The organism is Sulfuricella sp. (assembly GCA_041651995.1).
Lineage (GTDB): Bacteria > Pseudomonadota > Gammaproteobacteria > Burkholderiales > Sulfuricellaceae > Sulfurimicrobium.
Genome location: JBAZID010000004.1, coordinates 39851 through 62602, shown reverse-complemented (window position 1 = coordinate 62602; position 22752 = coordinate 39851). Strand labels below are relative to the sequence as shown.

Genomic DNA, 22752 nt, shown 5'->3' with positions numbered 1-22752 from the left:
GAGCGCACCATGGGCCTGTTCGATTTCGTCGCCAAGCAGTTTATTGATGTCATCCACTGGACCGAGCCTGAAGATGGCATCCTGGCTTACCGCTTCCCCATGTCCGGCATGGAAATCCAGAACGGCGCCTCGCTCACGGTGCGCGAATCCCAGCTTGCCCTGTTCGTCGATGAAGGCAAGGTGGCGGACCTGTTCCAGCCCGGACGACATACCCTCACCACGCAAACCCTGCCGGTCCTGACTTACCTGAAGAACTGGGACAAGTTTTTTGAGTCCCCCTTCAAGTCCGATGTGTATTTTTTCAGCACCCGCCTGCAACTCGACCGCAAATGGGGCACGCCCAATCCCATCACCATTCGCGACAAGGAATTCGGCATCGTCCGGCTGCGTGCCTTCGGCATCTATTCCTATCGCATGACCGACCCGAAGAAGTTTTATACCGAAGTCAGCGGCACGCGCGAAACCTATACCGTGGACGATCTCGACGGCCAGTTGCGCAATACCCTGATCGGCTCCATGACCGACCTGTTCGCCGAATCCGGCGTGCCATTCCTCGACATGGCGGCGAATCAGGATGAATTCGGCGCACGTTTGAAAGAAAAAATGCTGCCGGTGTTCGACCGCTACGGCCTCGCATTGGATAACCTGGTGGTGCAGAACATTTCCTTGCCGGAGGAATTGCAGCACGTGCTGGATCAACGCATCGGCATGAACATGGTGGGCGATCTCGGCAAATATACCCAGTATCAGACGGCCAATGCCATTCCCGTTGCAGCTGCCAACGAAGGCGGCGTGGCGGGTGCCGGCGTTGGTCTGGGTGCCGGCATCGCCATGGGTCAGGCAATGGCCGCCGGCATGACGCAAACTGCGCAGCCTGCTGCCCCGGCCGCACAGGCGCCGGAGGATATCCCCGCCCTGCTGGAAAAGCTCCACGGGCTGGTGAGCAAAGGCATCCTCAGCCAGGAAGAGTTCGAGGCCAAGAAGGCCGAACTGCTGAAGAAGCTGGTTTAAAAAGCTATTAACCACGGAGTACACGGAGAGCACGAAGATGAACAGTTCTTTTACTCTCCGTGCACTCCGTGATCTCCGTGGTTAAAACAAGTAAATGAAAACCGCCAACTGCCCTTCCTGCGGCGCTCCAGTCGTATTCCGTTCCACCGCCTCGATCCTGGCGGTGTGCGGCTATTGCAAAAGCACCCTGATCCGCCACGATCTGGACCTGGAAAACCTGGGCCGGATGGCGGATCTGCTGGAGGATGCTTCCCCCCTGCAACTGGGCGCGGAAGGCCGTTACAAGAATGGTCATTTCGCGCTGATCGGCCGCATCCAGTTGCGCTACCAGCAGGGCGTATGGAACGAGTGGCATCTGTTGTTCGACAACCAGCAAAGCGGCTGGCTGTCCGAAACCAATGGCAAATATGTCCTGACCTTCCCCACCCCCGCGCCGGAAAACATTCCTGCTTTCGATGAGCTTGAAGTAGGGCACTCCCTGCAATTGCACGGGCAGGCTTTCCAGATCATCAACAAGGAAAGCTCCACCTGTATCGCTGGCGAAGGTGAGCTGCCGTTCAAGGTTGGCGCGGGTTATGAAGCGCCTGTCATTGATCTCTCCAACCAGCAGAATTTTGCCACCCTCGATTACAGCGAGGCGCCGCCATTGTTGTTTATCGGCGAGCAAGTAGAGCTCGGCACGCTGGGCATGACCGGGCTGCGCGAGCGCGAGGCCATGGCAGGCAAGGCACAGGTCAAATCCTTCAACTGCCCCAGTTGCGCCGCCCCACTGCAAATTCGCGCTACGGGCACGGAAAGCGTCGCCTGCGGAAATTGCGGTTCGGTGGTGGATGCCGCGCATGAAAATCACCAGATCCTCTCGCGCTTTCGCATCCAGAACACGCATACGCCCAAACTGCTCCCCGGCAGCCAGGGTCATCTGCGTGGTGCGGATTATGACGTGGTGGGCTATCTGCGCCGCCAGGTGACGGTGGATAACGTCGATTACCCCTGGAGCGAATATCTGCTTTACAGCGAGAAGGAAGGATTCCGCTGGCTGTCCGAATACGACGGACACTGGAATTTCATCAAGACCACCACGCGCACGCCCATCGTATCGCCCGGCCTGACCAAGCCCAAAGCCATTTTTCTCGGCACGGCATATCAGCATTTCCAGACCGCCACAGCCAAGGTCACTTATGTGCTGGGCGAGTTCAACTGGCGGGTGTCGGTTGGAGAGGAAGCACAGGTGTCGGATTATGTTGCCCCGCCGCTGATGCTGAGCGAGGAAAAAACGGGCAAGGAAATCACCTGGTCAGTGGCGGAATATGTCGAGCCGGAAGAAATTGCCGCCGCATTCAAGCTGGAACAGCCCCTGCAGAGGCCGATTGGCGTTGCCCCTAACCAGCCCTCACCGCATCGGGGCAAGGTCTTGCCTTACTGGAAAGCCTTTGCTGCCTTTACCCTGAGTGCGCTGCTGATCCAGACCGGATTCATGATCACCTCGCAGAACAGGACGGTGTACCAGAACAGCCTCGAATTCGAGCGCAACGGCGCGGCGAGTTCGCTCACCACCGAGGTGTTTCCCGTCAGCGGCACTGGCAATCTGGTGGTGCGCAACCAGACCAGCCTGAGCAATGACTGGCTTTATCTGGACATGGAACTGATCGAGCGCAACAGTGGACGCAGCTTCGCCTTCGGGCGCGACATCAGTTACTACTACGGCCGGGATGGCGGAGAATCCTGGTCCGAAGGCAATTCACGCGACGAAGTTGTCCTCTCGGACGTGCCGGCAGGAGAGTATTTGCTGCAAATCCAGGCGGAAACGCCCGCGGGTGGCGGAGCGCAGATTTCAGACCGGCTGGTGGTGGTACGGGATGTGCCGCAATGGAGCAATTTTTTCCTCACCCTGCTGGGGCTGGCCCTTTTCCCGCTGCTGAAGTGGTGGCGCAGCCATTCCTTCGAAAGCCGGCGCTGGGCGGAAAGCGATTACGCATCTTCATCTGACGATGATTCAGATGATGACTGAGAAATAATAATGTTCAAAACCTACGTTGCAGCAGGACTTCTGGCACTCAGCCTGTTCAGCTACGCCCAGTATCATGGCTGGAGCGTGTGGAGCGTCAGCGAAAGCAAACCCCAGCCAGGCGTGGCTCGCAGCGCCTATCACAAGTAATTCACAAGGAGCTTTTCATGGAAATCCTGAACCCTGTTTATCTCGTCAATTCGTTGCTCTACTCGTTCCTTGGCGTATTTGTCTTCTGGATGTGTTTCATCATCATCGACAAATTCACGCCTTACAACTTGTGGAAGGAAATTGTCGAGGAAAAAAACATGTCGCTCGCCATCGTGGTTGCCTCCATGTGCCTGGGAATCGCACTGATTGTCGCTTCCGCAATCCATGGCTGAGTTGAATTCCATAGATGTAGGTCGGGCTTTCTCGCCGGAACGAGATGCGAAGCATCCATTCCCGGCGGGGATGCCCTTAACGGGTGCAGCCCGACATGTCGGGTTAAAACCCGACCTACAATGGCGGGGTTTCTATTGACTAAACGCCCATGAGCATCGCCCTGCTGATTTCCGTTTTTGTCGTCGCTTCCTGCGGGCTGGCCTACGAACTGGTTGCCGGCGCGCTTTCGAGCTACCTGCTGGGCGATTCCGTCACCCAGTTTTCCACCATTATCGGTACCTATCTCTTTGCCATGGGGATCGGTTCCTATCTTTCCCGTTTTGTCGTCAAGGGACTGGTGGCGCGCTTTATCCAGGTGGAGTTGCTGGTGGGGCTGGTGGGCGGCTTCTCCGCCGTTCTGCTGTTCATGGTTTTTGCCTGGGCCGGCGGGCCTTTCAAGCTGGTGCTGTATGGCCTGGTGCTCTTGACCGGAACGCTGGTGGGCCTGGAAATCCCGCTGGTGATGCGCATTCTCAGGCAGCACTACGGTCTCAAGGACCTGGTATCCCAGGTGCTGACTTTCGACTATCTCGGCGCGCTGGCGGTATCCATGGCCTTTCCCCTGCTGCTGGCACCGCATCTGGGCCTGATCCGCACCAGTTTACTGTTCGGACTGATGAATGCACTGGTGGCGGCATGGGCGATCTGGCTGTTCCGCAACCAGCTTGCGGGGATAAAAGCCCTGGCCGCGCAGTGCTTCCTGGTGACCGCCTTGCTGTTCAGCGGCATGCTGGGGGCCGAGCGCCTGACCAGCCTGGCGGAGGAAAATCTCTACGCCGACGAGATCATCTACACCGAAACCACGCTCTACCAGCGCATCGTCCTGACCCGCTGGAAAGACGATATCCGCCTGTTCCTCAACGGCAACCTGCAATTTTCCTCGCGCGACGAATACCGCTACCACGAAGCGCTGGTCCACCCTGCCCTGCAGGCCATCAAGCAGCCGCGCCAGGTGCTGGTGCTGGGTGGCGGCGACGGCCTGGCCGTACGTGAAATCCTCAAATATCCAGGCGTCGAACACATTACCCTGGTGGATCTCGATCCTCACATGACAGATCTCTTCAAACGTCTGCCCATGCTGCGCGCCCTGAACCAAGATGCGCTACTCTCTCCCAAAGTCAGCATCGTCAATGCCGATGGTTTTCAGTGGCTGGACCAGAGCAATGATTTCTACGACTTCATTGTGGTGGATTTTCCCGATCCCACCAACTTCATGCTGGGCAAGCTTTACACCAATACCTTCTATCGTCTGCTGGAAAAACATCTTTCACAGCACGGCCTGGCCGTGATCCAGGCAACTTCCCCGCTTTACGCCCGCAAATCATTCTGGTGCATAGACCAGACTTTGCGCAGCGTCGGTCTCAAAACAGCGCCCTACCATGCGCTGGTGCCTTCATTCGGCGAGTGGGGTTACATCATCGCCGGCCATCGACCCTATACTCCGCCTGAACGCTACAGCCCCGGCCTGCGTTTCGTCAGTGCCGGCCTGAATCCGGTGCTGTTCCAGTTTCCCCTTGACATGGCGCCCGTGGAAACCGAAATCAACAGGCTCAACAATCAGGTTCTGGTGCACTACTACGAGTCCGAGTGGAAACATCAGGCGCCGTAAAAAAACTCATGAACCGCCGCGACTTCCTGCTCACTCTCGCCGCTTCCTCCTGCATTTCCGGCTGCCGGCCCCAAGCCAACCCGCGTCTGCCAGCGGGTGAAATGCTGGGGCCGTCCATGGAGCGCGGCCATCGCCTGCGCGGGCGGGATTTTCCTGCCCCCTCGGAAACCCGTAAAACGGGCGTGGCGATTGTCGGAGGCGGCATTGCTGGCCTCTCCGCGGCGTGGAAACTGAACAAATCCGGCTTTGGCGATTTCCAGCTATTCGAGCTGGAAGATGTGGCTGGCGGTAATGCACGCTCCGGTAAAAACGCAGTTTCCTCCTATCCCTGGGGGGCGCACTATCTCCCCCTGCCGGGTGTGGAAGCACGCGAAACGCGTGAATTGCTGGCTGACCTGGGCGTCCTGCAAGGCGACCCCTACGCTGAAAACCCCAGCTATGACGAGCGCTATCTGTGCTTTGCCCCGCAGGAAAGGCTTTACCGGAACGGCTTGTGGCAGGAAGGGATACTGCCGCAAATCGGCACTTCGCATATCGATCAGGAACAGTACCGGCGTTTTTTCGCCCTGCTGGAGCAATTTCGCCAACGCCATGATGCCGCCGGATCCCGCGCATTCGCCATTCCGGCAGCACGCTCGGCGCGTGACCCAGACCTGATGGCGCTGGACGGCATCTCGATGCGTCATTTTTTATTTCTGCATAAACTCGACTCGCCACTGCTGCACTGGTACGTGAACTATGGCTGCCGCGACGATTACGGCAGCGATTATGCGATGGTATCTGCCTGGGCCGGACTGCACTATTTCGCCAGCCGCGACGGACGGGCGGCAAACGCAGATAGCGATCAGGTGCTGACCTGGCCGGAGGGCAACGGCTGGCTGGTGAAGCAGATCCAGAAGGGCTTCAGCGAGCGCATCGTGAGCGGCGCGCTGGTGCAGCGCATGGAGGAAACAAAAAGCCATGTGGAGCTGGATGTTTTCATGCACAGCGAGAACCGCAGCGTGCGCTGGCAAGCCGATCGCGTTATTTTCGCCGCGCCGATGTTCGTCCTGCCGCACGTATTCGAAGGGCTGGCTGAAAGTCTCAAGCAGTCCTGCCAGCAGGTTCGATACGCCCCCTGGCTGGTCGCCAACCTGACCCTGAACAGCCTGCCGAACCCCGGCCATGGCGCCCCGCCATCCTGGGACAATGTGCTGTACGACAGCCCTGCGCTGGGCTATATCAATGCAAGCCACCAGAGCTTGCGCAGCCATGAAGGGCCAACCGTGCTGACTTATTATTGGGCGCTGAGCAGTGCGCCGGAGAAAAATGCACGCCAGCGGCTGTTCGATACGCCCCACCCCCAATGGGCCGAAAGCATTCTGCAAGACTTGTCCCGTCCGCACCCCGATATTCGCAACAAAGTGGAGCAACTCGATATTTTCCGCTGGGGGCATGCCATGTCCATGCCCGTGCCGGGATGGATATGGAGCGCCGCGCGTGAGCGCCTTGCCCTGCCTCACGGACGTGTCCATTTCGCCCATTCCGACCTGAGCGGATTTTCGATATTCGAGGAGGCGAACTACTGGGGGGTCAAGGCAGCAGAGCGCATACTGAAAAAATCAGCGGCCTGAAACGGCATGATGACTACCCTGCATTAATAGCGGTGTATTGTCGCTTTGGACGCTTACGCCTTAAGGACAGTAAGGCACTATTGAGCTTGCATTCAAACTGGCTTAGTGCGGTGGAGAACAGCCGCAGCATGCTTGAAGCTGTCTTATCACCTCTGGAGAGGTTGCCTGAAACTGCGCAAAGCACGGTCGCCAGTCAAAATCCCTGATGCTGCCTGGAAGGCGTGGTGTTAGTGGCGGAGAGCATGTGCCGCCATCCGCAATGCAGGGGCATTGATGCTCAAGGCAGCAGCTTACGCAAAGCTGGCGTGGAAACAGCATCAAGATGGCGGAAGGCAGGTGCAATTTTGTCCATATCCAGGGCCGCAACGCCGAAGTCCTCAAAATAGGTGCGCCATTCACGAACCTCACGCCAGACCTCGGCAATCAGTGTGCAGGCATCTCGGCGGGAAAGCGTAAACTTTTCATGTGAATGGAGGGCGTTATCGAGCATGGCCAGTCGGCCTTGCGGCCCCACGCCTAAGTGGAGATACCGTTCCGTGGCGTGACTGGCACGCGGCAGCACGTCATACAGGGGACTAAGCCGCCAGCCAGCCAATCTCGGGTCCCAGACAAACCCGTGGTTGCGCAGATGGTCATCGTCGTTGCTGACGAAAATGTTGTAGACCATACGCTTGAAGAGTTCTTCGTTATCTTTGCGAATGACGCTCGGGTGGCAATACTTGCGCACGGCGTCGGCCAGGTCAGCATAGGATTTTGTACGGGATTCTGTCTCGTCGCAGGCCACAAGGGTCAGCCCACTGACAAAGCCTATTCTGTGTTCAACTCTGCCATCGCCAGGGCCAAATGCCAACAGGTCAGCGTGCCGGTCGGGCAGCATGCCTGATTGACTCCAGTAACGGTCGAAGCGGCGAATTAGCATGATGCGGCGGTTGCCAAGCATCTGGGTGTGTACGGGCGGTACAGTTAGACCCGCCTGCTGAGCAAGTCGCAGCGCCGCGCACTCGATGCCCGGGATGTCGAAGTGGTCGTGTCGGCTGGCGAATTTTGCCAGCCAAAGCACACCCTGCTCGTCGCGCACTGAGGCTTTTGGCCGGGCGCCACCCAGGGCGGTCCCATCCATAAAAATGGCGTCCAGGTGCGCCGGGATGGGCAGTCCATCTTCGATACGGTCGGCGGCCTCCATGAGATGGGCCAGGGCGTGCCAATCGCTAACCCCTCCTGTAGGGCCGTCCTGGATGCTGCTGCGAACGTCCAGTGCGCCAACACGCTCGCTTCCAGCATGCAACAGATAATTCGACTCCGGCAAACTGTTGGCCGGCACCTTGAGCTTGGCCTCGATGACGCGACGGCCCCATGAATCTGGCGCAGCATCACGGATGCCACCGAAGAAGGGAAGGTTATTGACAGGCAGTAGACGTTTGCCATGAACGGCGTCTCGTTCCGCAATGCTCAGGCTGACTGGATCCACCTCTATCGCATCTTGGCGCTTAAGATAGTTCAGCCCATAGGCGAAGTTTGACGCAAGGATATTCGTGTCCTCTTCGGTGAGTATAAGCTGTCCGCATGGCGCCCAGGTCGCGCCCAGGCAGGCAAATGTCACCAGTTTTTGTTCTGTAGTCATCAGGGTCGCGGCCTCATTCGGAAAAAAACCATCCTGCTCCCCAGCTTGCAGCGTCAGAAGTCGAGTTCGCTGCGTTCGGCCGATGTGAGGTCCCGAACACGCCTGGTCTGTTCGCGCACTTTAAGTGAGATCAATGCAGGGTCGGATTCCGACAATAAGTCTGCCAGCGTACTTCCCGGAGCAATGGCGTCCAGATAGCGCAGCACTTGGCCGAGGGCCACCCCAGGGTCGCCATGCTCGAGACGATAAACGGTGTTACGAGACAGGCCCGCTCGCAGGGCGGCATCGGCCTGCTTGATCTTTCGTGCCTGCCGCAAACGCGCTAATAACTGGCCAAGGCGTTTAGCCTCGGTCAGGAGGTGAGAGGAAAGGACCGCGGACTGAGTTATTTTCATGTTCGTTTAATCGAGCGGTATGTGCATATTCCACAATATAACGAACATTGTAGCAAAAAACCAGCGCAAGTCATCAGGATGTTAGTTAAATCGCATTAAGTTATTAATGAGCCATTTAACAATCAATTTATCAACACACCGGTGGGCGCTGCCTGAACAGGTGATCCGCATACGATTCTGGTCGTGGCAGGATCTTCGTGAGTCGATGATTCAGGGATGGGGATTGGGTCTGGAATGGAGGCAACTGCACGGTCGCTGGTTTGCAGATTTTGACGTACAACGTCGCCGTAACGGGCAATAAGAGATTTTTGAACCTTGATATGGAACAAAAAACAGCCGTGATGAAATTGAAGATAGGTAGACATGAGCAGCAACTCCTAAGAATTGAAATTGCTGCTGGTGGTACACCATCTGGTAACACCATTCGATTTTACCGTTAAAAAATCCGGCCAAATCCCTGATGCTGCCTGGAAGGCGTGGTGTTAGTGGCGGAGAGGGAGGGATTCGAACCCTCGGTGAACTTGCGCCCACGCCTGATTTCGAGTCAGGTACATTCGACCACTCTGCCACCTCTCCGGTGGGCGCCATTCTACATCGGTTAGGGCGCTTCTCAAAGCCGGCTGATGGACAAATATGGGAAATTCGGCCACACTTTTGCCGATGCAAAAATGGATCATGGCGATTTTACTGGCTGCCGGTCTGAGCGGGTGTAATTTTTCGCCTCCGCCAAAGCCTGTGTTACCTGTGCAGCAAACAGGTGAACTGGTCGTTATTACACGCAACAGTCCAACCACCTATTATGAAGATGCCGAAGAGCATCTGGCCGGGATAGAACATGACCTGGTTGAACTGTTTGCCAAGGAGCTGGGCGTCAAAGTCCGTTTTGTCGTGGCGAATCAGTTCAATGAAATCCTTCCCTCGCTGCAAAACCAGCAGGCCCATCTTGCCGCCGCCGGCCTGACCATCACGCCCGAGCGCCAGAAGAATTTCAAGTTTTCTATTCCCTACCAGAACATCAGGCAGCAAGTGGTGTACAACACGGTCAGCCCCAAGCCTTCCGGTCTGAAGGCCTTGATCGGGCAGCGCATCGAGGTGGTGGCGGGGTCCAGCTATGCCGAAATGCTCATGGAAGCAAAAAAGAAGTATCCGGAGCTCTCCTGGAAGGAGAATGCTTCGATGGAAAGCGAGGAATTGCTTGAGATTCTCGCCATGGGTCAGCTGGATGCCGTGGTTGCGGATTCGAATATCGTCGATGTGCTCAAGAATTACCTGCCATCCCTCGGGACGGCGTTTGATCTGAGCGAAACGCAGCATCTGGCCTGGGCATTTCCCAGGAATGTGGATAATTTCCTGCTTGAAAAATCCAATGATTTCTTTGCCCGGATCAAGCAGGATGGCACCTTGAAGCGCCTTCTCGACCGCTATTATGGTCATGTGACCCGGCTTGGCAGGATTGACGTGGAAGGCTTCATGATCGCCTCCAATGGCGTGCTGCCGAAATTCCGCCGCCATTTCCACCGCGCACAGGAGCTGACTGAGCTGGATTGGCGGCTGATCGCTGCCATCGGCTATCAGGAATCACACTGGGATCCGCTCGCCACCTCGCCGACCGGGGTGCGCGGGCTGATGATGCTTACCGGAGAGACCGCGGACCGCCTGGGCGTGACCGACCGCCTTGATCCCAAGCAGAGCATCCTGGCCGGGGCGCGTTACGTGAATTATCTCAAGGATACCGTGCCGGACCGGATTCCCGAGCCGGACCGGACCTGGATCGCGCTGGCGGCCTATAACATCGGCTACGGGCATCTCGAAGACGCACGTATTCTGGCCAAGAAAAAGAAACTCAATCCGGATTCCTGGACCGATCTCAAGACAACCCTGCCACTGCTGGCCAAGGCTGAATATATCGGCGAGGTCAAGCACGGCTATGCGCGTGGCGGCGAAACGGTGATCTTCGTCGAGAACGTGCGCACCTACTACGATATTCTGGCCAGATTCGAGAAGCCCTACCAGCGCCTGTTTTCCAGCACCTCTGACGAATCCGCCATGCCCGCCGCCAGCAACCAGCCAGGCAGAAAATCCAGCCTGGGCCTTAAGGCTCCAGCTTCTGCACTCCGCCCAGATAAGGCTGCAGGGCAGCAGGCACACTGACGCTGCCATCTGCATTCTGATAGTTTTCCAGGATTGCCACCAGGGTACGGCCAACCGCCAGCCCTGAGCCATTCAGGGTATGTACCAGCTCCGGTTTGCCCTTGTCACCGCGGAAGCGCGCCTGCATGCGGCGTGCCTGGAAAGCTTCGAAATTGCTGCAGGAAGAGATTTCACGGTAGGTATTCTGCGCCGGCAGCCACACTTCCAGATCGTAGGTCTTGGCGGCGGAAAAACCCATGTCGCCACTGCACAACGCCATCACCCGGTAAGGCAGGTCGAGTTTTTTCAGGATAGTCTCGGCATGGCCGGTCAACTCTTCCAGTGCCAGATAGGAATCTTCCGGGCGCACGATCTGCACCATCTCCACCTTGTCGAACTGGTGCTGACGAATCATCCCGCGCGTATCCCGGCCGTAGGAGCCGGCTTCCGAGCGGAAACACGGGGTATGGGAGACAAATTTGAGCGGCAGGTCTTCGGCGGCCAGGATCTCATCGCGCACGATATTGGTGACGGGCACTTCAGCAGTGGGGATCAGATACAGCTTCTCGTTTTCGTTCTTCTGCACCGAAAACAGGTCTGCCTCGAACTTGGGCAACTGCCCGGTGCCGCGCATGGAATCCGCGTTGACCAGGTAAGGCACATAGACTTCGGTATAGCCGTGCTCCAGGGTATGCACGTCCAACATGAACTGCGCCAGCGCGCGATGCATGCGCGCCATCTGGCCCTTGAGCAGGGTGAAGCGGGCGCCGCTGATTTTTCCGGCCGTGGCAAAGTCCAGTTGTTTCAGCCTCTCGCCCACATCGACATGGTCTTTAACTTCAAAGTCAAAAATGCGCGGCGTGCCGATCCGGCGCACTTCCACGTTGTCGGCCTCGGACTTGCCTGACGGCACGTTCTCGTGCGGCAGATTGGGGATGCCGGAAAGCAGTTCCTGCATCCTGATCTGGATGAATCCCAGCTTTTCCTCTGCCGCTTTCAGTTCGTCGCCCAGGTTTGCCACTTCAGCCATGATGGCGGAAACATCCTCGCCCCTGGCCTTGGCCTGGCCGATCTGTTTGGAAGTGGTGTTGCGCCTTGCTTGCAGCTCCTGGGTGCGGGTCTGGGTCAGCTTGCGATCCTGTTCCAGTTCCTGGAAGTGAGACACATCAAACTCGAAACCACGCGAGCTCAGCCGTTTGGCGACGTTTTCCAGGTCCGTGCGCAGCAATTGAATGTCCAGCATATCCTTATCCCTTAATAATCATTTTGTTTTGCGCGCCTTTGCGTCCAACTCGCGCAAATACGCCAACTTCTCACCTATCTTGCTCTCCATGCCTCGCGGTGTGGGGCGGTAGAAGTTCACTGGCTTCATCTCGTCCGGGAAGTAGCTCTCCCCTGCCGCATAGCCTTCCGGCTCGTCATGGGCATAGCGGTACTCGCGGCCAAAGCCGAGTTCTTTCATCAACTTGGTGGGGGCATTGCGCAAGTGTTCCGGCACTGTCCGCGATTTGTCATTGCGGATGAAAGCGCGGGCTTCATTATACGCCACGTAGGCCGCGTTGCTCTTGGGTGCGGCAGCCAGATACAGAACAGCTTGTGCCAATGCCAGCTCGCCTTCCGGACTGCCCAGGCGTTCATACACTTCGCAGGCATCCAGAGCCATGCGCAGTGCGCGCGGGTCAGCCAGACCGATATCCTCGCTGGCCATGCGCACGATGCGCCGACCCAGATAGAGCGGGTCTGCTCCGCCATCCAGCATGCGGCACAGCCAGTAAAGCGCCGCATCCGGGCTGGAGCCGCGCACGGATTTATGCAGGGCCGAAATCTGGTCATAGAACTGGTCGCCGCCCTTATCAAAGCGGCGTGCGCTATGACTTAATGTGTTCTGTATGAATTCTTCTACAATATTTTGAATATCTTTAGATATTGCAGCATTGCTCACCTGCTCAAAAAGATTCAGAAGGCGCCGCGCATCGCCATCGGCATAGCCGATCAGCAGTGCCCTGGCGCCAGGGTTGAACACTATTCCATGCTGCCCTTCCTGACAGGCGCGGTCGAACAGGGTGCCCAGCTCATCTTCAGATAGCGACTCCAGCACATACACCTGGGCACGGCTCAGCAGAGCGCTGTTGACTTCAAACGAGGGGTTTTCAGTGGTAGCGCCAATGAAGGTCACCAGCCCCTGTTCCACAAAAGGCAGGAAAGCATCCTGTTGAGCCTTGTTGAAGCGATGCACCTCGTCAACGAACAATATGGTATGACGGCCATGCTGTTGCAGCGCCAGCTCGGCTTTCTGGATAGCCTCGCGGATATCCTTTACGCCGGAAAAAACAGCGGAGAGTGCGATGAATTCAGCATCGAATGCCTCGGCCATGAGCCGTGCCAGGGTGGTTTTTCCGACGCCTGGCGGCCCCCACAGGATCATCGAATGCAGCTTCCGGGATTCGAATGCGAGGCGCAAGGGTTTGCCCGGCCCGAGGAGGTGGGATTGTCCGACAACCTGATTCAGCGCATGGGGCCGCAATTGCTCCGCAAGAGGCTGTTGCGGCGTTCTGGCAAACAGATCAGTCACCGACTACATCCGTACCCTGTGGAGGTGTAAAGGTGAATAACTGGTGCGCCAGCCTGGGGTTGAGTTCCAGCCCTGCAAAACGAATGAGCGTGGTTTGGCCGAAATGGTCGCGCAGCTCCATTACTTCAAGCGTTTGGCCTCTGAAAGCGAGACGGATACGCTCAAAACTGCCTTCCCTGGCCTTGGGCGTGGCTTCCACCCATTCGAGACCGTTGCCTTTCCCCGCATCGGTCAGGGTGAAATTTTGCTCGATGGCGTTGTTTCCCGCCAGCAATGCCGCAGGCGTGTTTCCCAGCGCCTGATCGAGCTTTCTGACCGTGACCTGATTCAGGTCGGCATCATACAGCCAGACTTTTGCGCCATCGCCCACGATTAATTGCGGGTAAGGTTTTTCATACTCCCAGCGAAATTTCCCTGGCCGGGAGAACTGCATTGCGCCACTCGCAGCCTGAATTGTCTTGCCATTACGGTCCACAACAGTCTGGGTGAAGCGTGATTTCACCGTGTGGCTGTTGTGCAGGAAATTTTTAAGGCTATCCACACCCGAGGCGAACGCCAGTGTTGGGAGGAACATTAACAAAGCCAGATATTTCATTTGGATACAGATAATCCTTTAGGTTTTTCATGAGGGCCGTGCGGCCGCGAAAAACTGGGCGGCATGGCCGCTGCCCCTGCCGCTTTCTGCCGCCACGACAGGTCAATAATTTCTGTTTTACTCGCGATCCGGCATCAGCACTTCCCGGTTGCCATTGCTTTGCATGGTCGAGACCAGACCGGCCTTTTCCATTTGCTCGATCAGTCTTGCTGCCCGGTTGTAGCCGATGCGCAACTGTCTTTGCACAGACGATATCGAGGCGCGGCGGCTTTTCAGGACGATGGCGACGGCCTCGTCGTACATTGGGTCGGACTCTGCGTCGCCATCACCCTCCCCAGCTTCAGCGTCAAGATCGGAACTGCCGCCTTCCAGAATGCCTTCCACGTATTGCGGCTCGCCCAGGGATTTGAGGTAATCCACCACCTTATGCACTTCATTGTCGGCAACATAGGCGCCATGCACCCGCTGCGGGTAGCCGGTCCCAGGCGGCAAATAAAGCATGTCGCCCTGCCCCAGCAGCGCCTCGGCACCCATCTGGTCGAGAATGGTGCGTGAATCGATCTTGCTGGAAACCTGGAAAGCGATGCGTGTCGGGATATTGGCCTTGATCAGGCCGGTGATGACATCCACCGAGGGGCGCTGGGTGGCCAGTACCAGATGGATCCCGGAAGCGCGGGCTTTTTGCGCCAGGCGCGCGATCAGCTCTTCCACCTTCTTGCCGGCAACCATCATCAGGTCGGCCAGTTCGTCGATGAACACCACGATGAACGGCATTTCCTCGATCGGTTCCGGGCTGTCCGGAGTCAGGGTGAAGGGGTTGGTGAGCGGCATCCCGGCCTTCTTGGCATCGCGGATCTTCTGGTTGGCGCCAGCCAGGTTGCGCACGCCCAGGCTGGACATCAGCTTGTAGCGCCGCTCCATCTCCGCCACGCACCAGTTCAGCGCATTGGCGGCATGCTTCATGTCCGTGACCACCGGCGCCAGCAGGTGCGGGATGCCCTCGTAGATCGAGAGCTCCAGCATCTTGGGATCAACCATGATGAGGCGCACCTGGGACGGATCAGCCTTGTAAAGCAGCGACAGGATCATGGCATTGACCGCCACCGACTTGCCCGAACCGGTGGTGCCCGCCACCAGGGCATGCGGCATTTTGGCCAGATCCGCCACCACAGGCTGGCCGCCGATATCCTTGCCCATGGCGATGGTGAGGGGTGAATTCATCCCGGCATAAGCCTTGGAGCTTAAAATCTCCGACAGGCGCACGATCTGACGCTTCGGATTGGGCAGTTCCAGGCCCATGTAGTGCTTGCCGGGAATGGTTTCCACCACGCGGATGCTGACCACGGACAGGGCGCGGGCCAGGTCTCTGATCAGATTCATGATCTGGCTGCCCTTCACCCCTACGGCCGGCTCGATTTCGTAGCGCGTGATCACCGGTCCGGGATAGGCTGCAACCACTTTGACTTCCACCCCGAAGTCGGCGAGCTTGCGCTCGATCAGGCGCGAAGTGTATTCCAGGGTTTCGGGGCTGATGAACTCGACATTGGCCTCGGCCTCATCGAGCAGATGCAGGGGCGGCAAGGGTGAATCAGGCATGTTTTCGAACAGCGGCGCCTGTTTTTCACGCTCGCCGCGCTCCGACTTTGGAATCTCGAAGATTGGCGGCTGGATGTGGATGGGTTCCTGCTCTTCCTGGCGCTTCTTTTCCACCGTGACGACCTGTTCACGTTCCGCCTCGGCTTCCTTGCCCGCCAGGCGATCCTGTCTTGCCTCGCGGAGATGCATCACATACCTGTAACCATCCTCGACCCAGCCGCCAATGCGCTCGATCAGTTCCAGCCAGGACAGGCCGATAAAAAAACTCAGGCCAATGGCCATGGTGAGCAGCATCAGCAGGGTTGCACCGGTAAAGCCCAGGGTTTTCCACAGGTACTCGCTAACCAGCGCGCCCAGCATTCCGCCCGGCGCCAGAGGCAGGGCCACTTTAAGACTGTATAGACGCAGCGCTTCCACGCCGCTGCTGGCAACCAGGAGGATGATGAAACCAATAAAAGCCACAAACAGTGAACGGCGCTCGCCCGCGTTCACGCTATCGATGCGGCGATAGCCCCAACTGATGGCAAACAGGAAAAAAGCCGCCCACCAGTATGCGGACAGCCCGAACAGATAGAGAAACAGATCCGCCAGCCAGGCGCCCAGCTCGCCGCCCGCGTTATGTATGTTGCTCACGGTAATGCTGTGGGACCAGCCAGGATCGCCACGATCATAGGTACCCAGGATCATGATGAAATAAAGCGCGGCGACAACCAGCACCAGCCACCATGATTCACGCATCAGACTGGCTATTCTGGGCGGGAAAGGATGCGCTGTCGTTTGTCTGCTGCCGGAAGTGTGGTTTGCTGATGCCATATGAATTGGGTATAACGGGTTGGGCGATTATAGCAGAAGGACCATGAAGTCAATTCGGGCAAAATTCACAAGGTTACGGATGCGCAACATTCTTGTTAAAATCGGAACCAGCCCAATCATGTTAGCTTAATAATCCCAATAACCGGAGTACATCATGTCCGTCAAGCATTGCCAATTACTGATTCTTGGATCCGGCCCCGCCGGCTATACCGCCGCCATTTACGCCGCGCGCGCCAACCTGAAGCCGGTTCTGATTACCGGCATGCAACAGGGCGGGCAACTGACCACCACCACCGAAGTCGACAACTGGCCCGCCGATGTCGATGGCGTGATGGGACCCGCGCTGATGGAGCGCTTCCAGAAACATGCTGAACGCTTCGATACCGAAATCATCTTCGATCAGATTCACACCGCCAGGCTGGGCGAAAAACCCTTCACCCTGATCGGCGATTCCGGCACCTATACCTGCGATGCGCTGATTATTTCGACTGGCGCCTCTGCCAAATACCTCGGCCTGCCCTCCGAAGAGGCATTCATGGGCCGCGGCGTTTCCGGCTGCGCCACTTGTGACGGCTTTTTCTACAAGAATCAGGACGTGGCCGTGGTCGGCGGCGGCAACTCCGCGCTGGAAGAAGCCCTGTATCTGTCCAATATCGCCAAGCACGTCACCCTGGTGCACCGCCGCGATACCTTCAAGGCAGAGAAAATCATGGTGGACAAGCTGATGGACCGCATCCAGAACGGCAACATCACGCTCGAAGCCTTCTGCGAACTGGATGAAGTACTGGGCGACAAATCCGGCGTCACCGGCATGCGCCTCAAGAATGTCACGGATGGCTCCACCAAGGACATCGCCCTGCAGGGTATCTTCATCGCCATCGGCCACAAGCCCAACACCGATCTGTTCGAAGGCCAGCTGACACTGGAAGGCGGCTACATCGTGACCCAGGGCGGAAACAAGGGATTCGCCACCCAGACCAGCATCCCCGGCGTTTTCGCTGCCGGCGACGTGCAGGACCACATTTACCGCCAGGCCATCACCAGCGCCGGCACAGGCTGCCAGGCCGCGCTGGATGCCGAGCGCTATCTCGATAGCCTGCACAAGTAATCCGGCTTGCTATTGAGGCGGCCACTGAATGCGTGAACTTGTAGGTCGGGCTTCAGCCCGACAAATCGGACTATACCCGTTAAGGGCATCCCCGCCGGGAAAGGATGCTGCGCATCTCGTTCCGGCGAGAAAGTCTGACCTACAGCCAAAATAAATTCTGGCCTGATCAATAGATGGTGGATGAAGATGATCTGATCCTGTTCCGCACAGCTGTCGGCGACGCCAGACCGCTGCGGCACGGCCACAGATTCCTTCATCCGCTGCCCAAGCCCAGACCCATCCCCCTGCAAAGCCAGCGCGACCAGCGCGATGTGTTGCTCGACTCTCTCAGCGATCATGTCTACTGGGCCGATAGCCTGGAAAGCGGCGAAGAACTGGTCTTCCTGCGCCCCGGACTACAAACCACCGTACTGCGCAAACTGCGCCGCGGTCACTGGGTAACGCAAGGCGAACTGGATCTGCACGGCCTCACCGTGGCCGAAGCCAGGCTGGAACTGATCCAGTTTCTCCAGCACTGCCAGAAAAACGGCCTGCGCTGCATCCGCATCATTCACGGCAAGGGCCTGCGCTCAAAGAATCGCGAGCCGGTGCTGAAAAACAAGGTTGCCCACTGGCTGATGCAACGCGAAGAAACCCTGGCCTTCTGTCAGGCCAGGGCAGCGGACGGCGGTGGCGGCGCGATGCTGGTGCTGCTCAGGAGCTTGTAGAAGTCCTGGCGGGCATGCGGCGGAAAATTGAATCACTCCCAGTCGCGAAACGTCCTTGTGACCAAATCCCGGATTTCCTTTTGCTTGCCACTGGTCATCGTGGAGATACTCTTGTCAGGGACCCGGCGCAGTTGTACAACCTTTATCAAAGTCCTTTCTGGATGGGTTTCATCAACATTCCAGAATTTTCCCTGCCCGCGAGCAATTGGCTCACTAGCTTTCGCGGGTATTTCAAACTCGAATTCCCCATAGCCATGGAATCTGTCCTGGGGACTTGCATCGGTGCTCGATGGATACCAGCCCTGCCATAAATACACGACTTTGTTTTCTTCCCTGAAAAAGCGGGTAGTAACACTTTTCCATCTTGCGGTTAGAGAGCCATCCGGCTCGAAGTGGCGTCCATCGTTGAGCTGAACTGAGTTGTGTAGATTATCCAATTCAATTTTGAAGAAACTCAGCCAACATTTTTCTCCCGCCGACACATGCTCCCACCAGGCGCCTTCCAGGCGTTCACAGAATGAGAGTGTGGATGCTCGTGCTGCGGCTTCATCCGGATTTAGTTTGTGCCTGAGAGGAAGCATGCTCATTTGCCTGGCGATCAAGGCACACTTCGCATTAAGGACCGTCTCCAAATCCTCATCGTCCTGACGCTTGAACGTCGCCGCCTTTACGCCAAGCAGGTCTGAGGGCAGTTTAAGGTTCGCCTTGCCTTCTGGATTGTCTTCATGAACAAGATAGCAACGTTCGCGCCCAAGGCCGCCCATAAATAGTCCGAGTTCGAATATAACGTTATCTCGTGGCGCAAGTTTCTCCTTGTTTCGGCTGGTTGTGACGTCGTCGGGCGTGAGTACCATGACAGCGAAATCAGCTTCAGCAAGTACTTTCTCGAGAGATTCGATATAGGTTGCGCTCAATTCAAACTTACGCGTCCATAGCTCTACTTTTGCGCTCTCACCCAGTTCATTAATGAGTAGTAGCCGAACTGCATCTGCAACTTTGCTGCCCTCGGATGATGATCCAATGAACACTTTGCAACGCGTAGGCATAATATTCTCCAAGCCGGTAATGGAGCCAAGACCAGAAATGTCATTGTCACACAATGGGTGATCGAGTAGTTCCTTTCCGCTGCAAAACCCAGCCCAGCACGTAGGGCGCAATAACCGAAGGGCATTGCGCCGAAAGTTAATCATCGTAATCTTCGGGAGCTCACAATGACAAAGAGAGGATGGACTGCCAGTATTGCAGCCGCGCAGCGTAAAACCACTTGCTGGAAGAATGGCGCAGAGTTTGAGCGCATCAGATATGGATATGTTGCGCCAGGGCGACGGGCAAAGAGACGGCGAGCGACACCGACAGGGCGATGGCCGGTATGAACCATTTTCCAAGTTTATTTTGCATGTTTGTTCCTTTTGGTTAAGAAAGATTCAAGCATCGTCAAGGTCGTCGCTGGCCGTCGGCGCGCGGGCTGCGCTGATGGCCCCGAAACGCAGGTACAGCGCCGGCACGACAATCATGTTGAGCAGCGTGGAACTGGCTAGCCCGAACAGAATGACGATGGCCATCGGCGACTGGATTTCGCTGCCCGGTTGTCCGGCGGCGAACGCCAGCGGGACCAGTGCAAGACCGGCGGCCAGGGCCGTCATCAGAATGGGCACCAGACGCTCCTCGGCACCGCGTTTGACGGCCTCTGCCGCGTCGCGCACGCCCTCGTGTTCCACCAGATGATGGATGTGGGCGATCATCATCACGCCGTTGCGGGTAGCGATACCGAACAGCGTGATGAAGCCGATGATCGAGGCCACCGAAAGGACGCCACCCGCGACAAATACGCCAATCACCCCGCCGATGATGGCGAGTGGTAGGTTGAGCATGACCAGCAGCGCGTCGCGGGCGGTGCGGAAAGCCACGAAAAGCAAAAGAAAGATGCCGGCGGTGACCGCGATGCCCAGGAACAGCAGGATGCGGCCGGCCTCTTCGGCACTCTCGAACTGGCCACCATATTCCACGTGATAGCCCGGCGGCATCTTCACCTCCGCTGCCACCTTGCGCCGTATGTCGTCCACCACGCTCGCCAGATCGCGCCCGGCGACGTTAGCCATTACCACCATCTTGCGCTGCACGTTCTCACGCGAGATGGAGTATGGCGCCCGGTCGTTGCGGATGTCGGCCAGCGCGGAGAGCGGCAAGCGCGCGCCGCTGGCTGTGGTGACCAGCGTGGAGCGGATGGCGTCGAGACTGGCTTTCGCAGCCGGATCGAAGCGCACCGCCAGATCGTAGGTCGCCTGGCCCTGCTGGACGCGGCTCACCGCCATGCCGGAAAACGCCACCTCGATGGTTTCCGCCACCTGCCGGATGGAAAGGCCGTGCCGGGCCAGGGCGTCGCGCTTGAAGCGGATGGTCAGGAAGGGGATGTCGCTTTGCTGCTCGTCGGTAACGTCCACTGCGCCCGCCACGGTTTGCACCAGCGCCTTGATTTCCCCGGTCAGGCGGCGCAGTTCGCCAAGGTTGGGGCCTAGAATCTTCACCGCGATGTTGGAGCGGCTGCCCGAGAGCATGTGGTCGATGCGGTGTGAAATCGGTTGGCCGACCACGATCTGGGTGCCGGGCACGGTCGAGAGATCGTCGCGCAGTGCGGCGAGGAAGTCCTCCTTGCTGCGCTCGCCCATTTTCAGGGTCACTTCCATTTCGGACGCCGATACGTCCATGGCATGCGGGTCGCCCTCGGCACGACCGGTGCGTCTGGCCGTAGCCACCACCTCCAGGTGTGAAAGCAGGATCTGCTCGACCATTTGACCCAGGCGGTCGGACTCCTCCAGCGCGGTGCCTGGCAGCGTGGCGGTGCCGATGGTCAGCGTACCCTCGTTGAAGTCTGGCAGGAAGGCACGGCCGGCGAAGGAGAGTGCGACCAGAGAAACGGCCAGCGCAACGACACTCACCGCAGTCACCATCTGCCAGCGTGTGACCGTGGCTTCCAGTACCCGCCGATAGGTCGCATGCAGGAAATGGATGAAGCGCGGTTCGACGTTCTCGCGGACGATCTTAGAGCGCGGCAGGAACAGCGCCGCCAGCACCGGCGTTACTGTGATCGCCACCATCAGTGACGCGGCCAGCGACACCACGTAGGCGAAACCGAGCGGCGCCATCAGCCTGCCCTCCACGCCCGAGAGGAAGAAGAGTGGTATGAACACCAGCATGATGATCAGCGTCGCGAAGACGATGGAGCCCTGGATTTCCTTGGTCGCCTCAAACACCACCTGCGCCGCAGCACGTTGCTCGCTTTCCGGTTTCGCGAGGTTTTCGCGCAGGCGCCGGACGATGTTCTCGACCACGATAATCGCGTCGTCCACCAGCGCACCGAGGGCAATAGCCATGCCGCCCAGCGTCATGGTGTTGATGGTGGCGCCGAGCGCCTTCATCGAGAGGATGGCCGCCACCAGAGACAGCGGAATGGCGACCAGGGTGATCGCCGTGGCGCGTGCCGAAAGCAGGAAGGCGAAGACGATAGCAATCACCAGGACAGCCCCCTCGCCCAAGGCGGCGAGCAGGTTGTCGATGGAAACGCGGATGAAGTCCGCCTGGCGAAAGATGTGGCTTTCGACCTTCATCCCCGCCGGCAGGCCGGCCTGGATTTCCGCCAGCGTGCGGTCGAGCCGGTCGGTCAGTTCCAGGGTATTGGCGCCGGGCTGTTTCTGGATGCCCAGCACCACGGCCGGCTTGCCGTTGTGGGAACCGACGCCGCGCTTGGGCGCCGCGCCGATAGCCACGTCGGCCACGTCGCGGATGAGTATGGGTTGACCTTCGCGGACTTTGATCACCGTGTCGGCAATGTCGTCCAGCACCGCGATGCGGCCCTGGCCCTGGATCAGGTATTCCTGACCGGATTCGACGTAGAAGCCGGCGGAGGCGTTCTGGTTCGATTCGCGCAGCGCCTGCGTCACCTCGTCCAGGGTTAGCTGGTAGGCCGCCAGCCGGTCGGGTTTTACCGTCACCTGGAACTGCTGGGTATCGCCGCCGATTGGCAGTACTTCGGCCACGCCGGGGACGGCAAGAATCCGGCGCCTCAGTACCTGTTCGGCGACGTTCTTCATCTCCATGCCGGAATGCTTGTCCGAGGTCAGCGCGATGAACAGAATCTCGCCCATGATCGAAGACGCCGGGGTCATCGCCGGCGCGGGAATGTCCGGCGGTAGACTTGCGCGCGCCAGTTGCAGGCGTTCGGCCACCACCTGGCGGGCGAGATAGAGGTCGGTTCCCCATTCGAATTCGACCGTCACGACCGACAGCCCGATCTTGGTGGCGGACCGTACCCGTCGCACGTTGGGCGCACCGTTCAGGGCGGTTTCAATCGGGAATGTGACTAGGCTTTCGACATCGGTCGGCGCCATGCCATGGGCCTCGGTCACCACGGTTACCGCAGGCGCCGTGAGGTCGGGGAAAACGTCCACCGGCGTGCGCGCTGCCTGCCAGCCGCCCCAGGCTAGCAGCAACACACCGGCGAGGACGATGAAAAGTTTGTTGCGTAGCGACCACGCAATGATGTGTCCGATCATGTCA

At 58.1% G+C, this 22752-nt stretch carries 18 protein-coding genes and 1 tRNA gene; 9 read left to right on the top strand and 10 right to left on the bottom strand.

Annotated elements, in window-relative coordinates:
- Window positions 1–9 precede the first annotated feature (9 nt).
- The 6 genes from WC392_07800 to WC392_07775 all read left to right on the top strand — a co-directional run bounded on the left by WC392_07800 (window position 10) and on the right by WC392_07775 (window position 6661).
- The gene (locus tag WC392_07800; protein MFA5242263.1) at window positions 10–1011 is read left to right on the top strand and encodes an SPFH domain-containing protein; all 1002 of its coding nucleotides are present in this window, start codon (window positions 10–12) and stop codon (window positions 1009–1011) included.
- Between the two features lie 94 nt (window positions 1012–1105).
- A complete protein-coding gene (locus WC392_07795) occupies window positions 1106–3019 on the top strand; it encodes a DUF4178 domain-containing protein (protein ID MFA5242262.1) in 1914 nt (637 codons plus the stop codon).
- A gap of 9 nt (window positions 3020–3028) precedes the next feature.
- Window positions 3029–3166 (top strand): hypothetical protein, encoded by a 138-nt coding sequence (locus WC392_07790; protein ID MFA5242261.1) that lies wholly within the window; start codon window positions 3029–3031, stop codon window positions 3164–3166.
- Between the two features lie 17 nt (window positions 3167–3183).
- Window positions 3184–3399 (top strand): DUF350 domain-containing protein, encoded by a 216-nt coding sequence (locus WC392_07785; GenBank protein MFA5242260.1) that lies wholly within the window; start codon window positions 3184–3186, stop codon window positions 3397–3399.
- 149 nt (window positions 3400–3548) lie between these two features.
- Window positions 3549–5048, top strand: a complete 1500-nt coding sequence (locus WC392_07780; GenBank protein ID MFA5242259.1) for a polyamine aminopropyltransferase — start codon at window positions 3549–3551, stop codon at window positions 5046–5048.
- An 8-nt stretch (window positions 5049–5056) separates the two neighbouring features.
- A complete protein-coding gene (locus WC392_07775; GenBank protein MFA5242258.1) occupies window positions 5057–6661 on the top strand; it encodes an FAD-dependent oxidoreductase in 1605 nt (534 codons plus the stop codon).
- 277 nt (window positions 6662–6938) lie between these two features.
- On the opposite strand, the gene WC392_07770 is transcribed toward WC392_07775, so the two are convergent.
- The 4 genes from WC392_07770 to WC392_07755 form a co-directional block, all read right to left on the bottom strand.
- A complete protein-coding gene (locus WC392_07770; GenBank protein MFA5242257.1) occupies window positions 6939–8282 on the bottom strand; it encodes a HipA domain-containing protein in 1344 nt (447 codons plus the stop codon).
- Window positions 8283–8335: 53 nt separating this feature from the next.
- Window positions 8336–8677 carry a helix-turn-helix transcriptional regulator gene (locus WC392_07765; protein MFA5242256.1) on the bottom strand — a complete coding sequence of 114 codons (342 nt, stop codon included), beginning with the start codon at window positions 8675–8677 and terminating at the stop codon, window positions 8336–8338.
- 122 nt (window positions 8678–8799) lie between these two features.
- The gene (locus WC392_07760; GenBank protein ID MFA5242255.1) at window positions 8800–9042 is read right to left on the bottom strand and encodes a hypothetical protein; all 243 of its coding nucleotides are present in this window, start codon (window positions 9040–9042) and stop codon (window positions 8800–8802) included.
- 121 nt (window positions 9043–9163) lie between these two features.
- Window positions 9164–9253, bottom strand: a tRNA-Ser gene (locus WC392_07755).
- 99 nt (window positions 9254–9352) lie between these two features.
- Between WC392_07755 and mltF the strand changes: the two genes are divergently transcribed.
- A complete protein-coding gene (mltF, locus tag WC392_07750) occupies window positions 9353–10828 on the top strand; it encodes a membrane-bound lytic murein transglycosylase MltF (GenBank protein ID MFA5242254.1) in 1476 nt (491 codons plus the stop codon).
- Here mltF and serS read toward each other — a convergent pair.
- The 4 genes from serS to WC392_07730 form a co-directional block, all read right to left on the bottom strand.
- The gene (gene serS, locus WC392_07745; protein MFA5242253.1) at window positions 10770–12050 is read right to left on the bottom strand and encodes a serine--tRNA ligase; all 1281 of its coding nucleotides are present in this window, start codon (window positions 12048–12050) and stop codon (window positions 10770–10772) included. The genes mltF and serS overlap by 59 nt on opposite strands.
- An 18-nt stretch (window positions 12051–12068) precedes the next feature.
- On the bottom strand, window positions 12069–13379 hold the full coding sequence (locus WC392_07740) for a replication-associated recombination protein A (GenBank protein MFA5242252.1): 1311 nt from the start codon (window positions 13377–13379) through the stop codon (window positions 12069–12071).
- The gene (gene lolA / locus WC392_07735) at window positions 13372–13953 is read right to left on the bottom strand and encodes an outer membrane lipoprotein chaperone LolA (GenBank protein MFA5242251.1); all 582 of its coding nucleotides are present in this window, start codon (window positions 13951–13953) and stop codon (window positions 13372–13374) included. The genes WC392_07740 and lolA overlap by 8 nt, the downstream gene beginning before the upstream one ends.
- A 138-nt stretch (window positions 13954–14091) precedes the next feature.
- Entirely contained in the window at window positions 14092–16308 is a 2217-nt protein-coding gene (locus tag WC392_07730; GenBank protein ID MFA5242250.1) for a DNA translocase FtsK 4TM domain-containing protein, read from the bottom strand.
- Between the two features lie 229 nt (window positions 16309–16537).
- Here WC392_07730 and trxB point away from each other — a divergent pair, with 229 nt between their 5' ends.
- Window positions 16538–17491: a thioredoxin-disulfide reductase gene (gene trxB, locus WC392_07725; protein ID MFA5242249.1), complete on the top strand. Its 954-nt coding sequence runs from the start codon at window positions 16538–16540 to the stop codon at window positions 17489–17491.
- A 173-nt stretch (window positions 17492–17664) separates the two neighbouring features.
- The gene (locus tag WC392_07720) at window positions 17665–18198 is read left to right on the top strand and encodes a Smr/MutS family protein (protein MFA5242248.1); all 534 of its coding nucleotides are present in this window, start codon (window positions 17665–17667) and stop codon (window positions 18196–18198) included.
- 32 nt (window positions 18199–18230) lie between these two features.
- Here the strand turns inward: WC392_07720 and WC392_07715 are convergent, their stop codons facing one another.
- Entirely contained in the window at window positions 18231–19244 is a 1014-nt protein-coding gene (locus WC392_07715; GenBank protein MFA5242247.1) for a nucleotide-binding protein, read from the bottom strand.
- A gap of 378 nt (window positions 19245–19622) precedes the next feature.
- Window positions 19623–22748, bottom strand: a complete 3126-nt coding sequence (locus WC392_07710) for an efflux RND transporter permease subunit (GenBank protein ID MFA5242246.1) — start codon at window positions 22746–22748, stop codon at window positions 19623–19625.
- Window positions 22749–22752: the final 4 nt, after the last annotated feature.

Bases quoted from the DNA above. Each gene is read 5' to 3' on its own strand.
- WC392_07800 (MFA5242263.1), top strand. From the start codon at position 10: ATGGGCCTGTTCGATTTCGTCGCCAAGCAGTTTATTGATGTCATCCAC.
- WC392_07795 (MFA5242262.1), top strand. From the start codon at position 1,106: ATGAAAACCGCCAACTGCCCTTCCTGCGGCGCTCCAGTCGTATTCCGT.
- WC392_07790 (MFA5242261.1), top strand. From the start codon at position 3,029: ATGTTCAAAACCTACGTTGCAGCAGGACTTCTGGCACTCAGCCTGTTC.
- WC392_07785 (MFA5242260.1), top strand. From the start codon at position 3,184: ATGGAAATCCTGAACCCTGTTTATCTCGTCAATTCGTTGCTCTACTCG.
- WC392_07780 (MFA5242259.1), top strand. From the start codon at position 3,549: ATGAGCATCGCCCTGCTGATTTCCGTTTTTGTCGTCGCTTCCTGCGGG.
- WC392_07775 (MFA5242258.1), top strand. From the start codon at position 5,057: ATGAACCGCCGCGACTTCCTGCTCACTCTCGCCGCTTCCTCCTGCATT.
- WC392_07770 (MFA5242257.1), bottom strand. From the start codon at position 8,282: ATGACTACAGAACAAAAACTGGTGACATTTGCCTGCCTGGGCGCGACC.
- WC392_07765 (MFA5242256.1), bottom strand. From the start codon at position 8,677: ATGAAAATAACTCAGTCCGCGGTCCTTTCCTCTCACCTCCTGACCGAG.
- WC392_07760 (MFA5242255.1), bottom strand. From the start codon at position 9,042: ATGTCTACCTATCTTCAATTTCATCACGGCTGTTTTTTGTTCCATATC.
- mltF (MFA5242254.1), top strand. From the start codon at position 9,353: ATGGCGATTTTACTGGCTGCCGGTCTGAGCGGGTGTAATTTTTCGCCT.
- serS (MFA5242253.1), bottom strand. From the start codon at position 12,050: ATGCTGGACATTCAATTGCTGCGCACGGACCTGGAAAACGTCGCCAAA.
- lolA (MFA5242251.1), bottom strand. From the start codon at position 13,953: ATGTTCCTCCCAACACTGGCGTTCGCCTCGGGTGTGGATAGCCTTAAA.
- WC392_07730 (MFA5242250.1), bottom strand. From the start codon at position 16,308: ATGCGTGAATCATGGTGGCTGGTGCTGGTTGTCGCCGCGCTTTATTTC.
- trxB (MFA5242249.1), top strand. From the start codon at position 16,538: ATGTCCGTCAAGCATTGCCAATTACTGATTCTTGGATCCGGCCCCGCC.
- WC392_07720 (MFA5242248.1), top strand. From the start codon at position 17,665: ATGGTGGATGAAGATGATCTGATCCTGTTCCGCACAGCTGTCGGCGAC.
- WC392_07715 (MFA5242247.1), bottom strand. From the start codon at position 19,244: ATGCCTACGCGTTGCAAAGTGTTCATTGGATCATCATCCGAGGGCAGC.
- WC392_07710 (MFA5242246.1), bottom strand. From the start codon at position 22,748: ATGATCGGACACATCATTGCGTGGTCGCTACGCAACAAACTTTTCATC.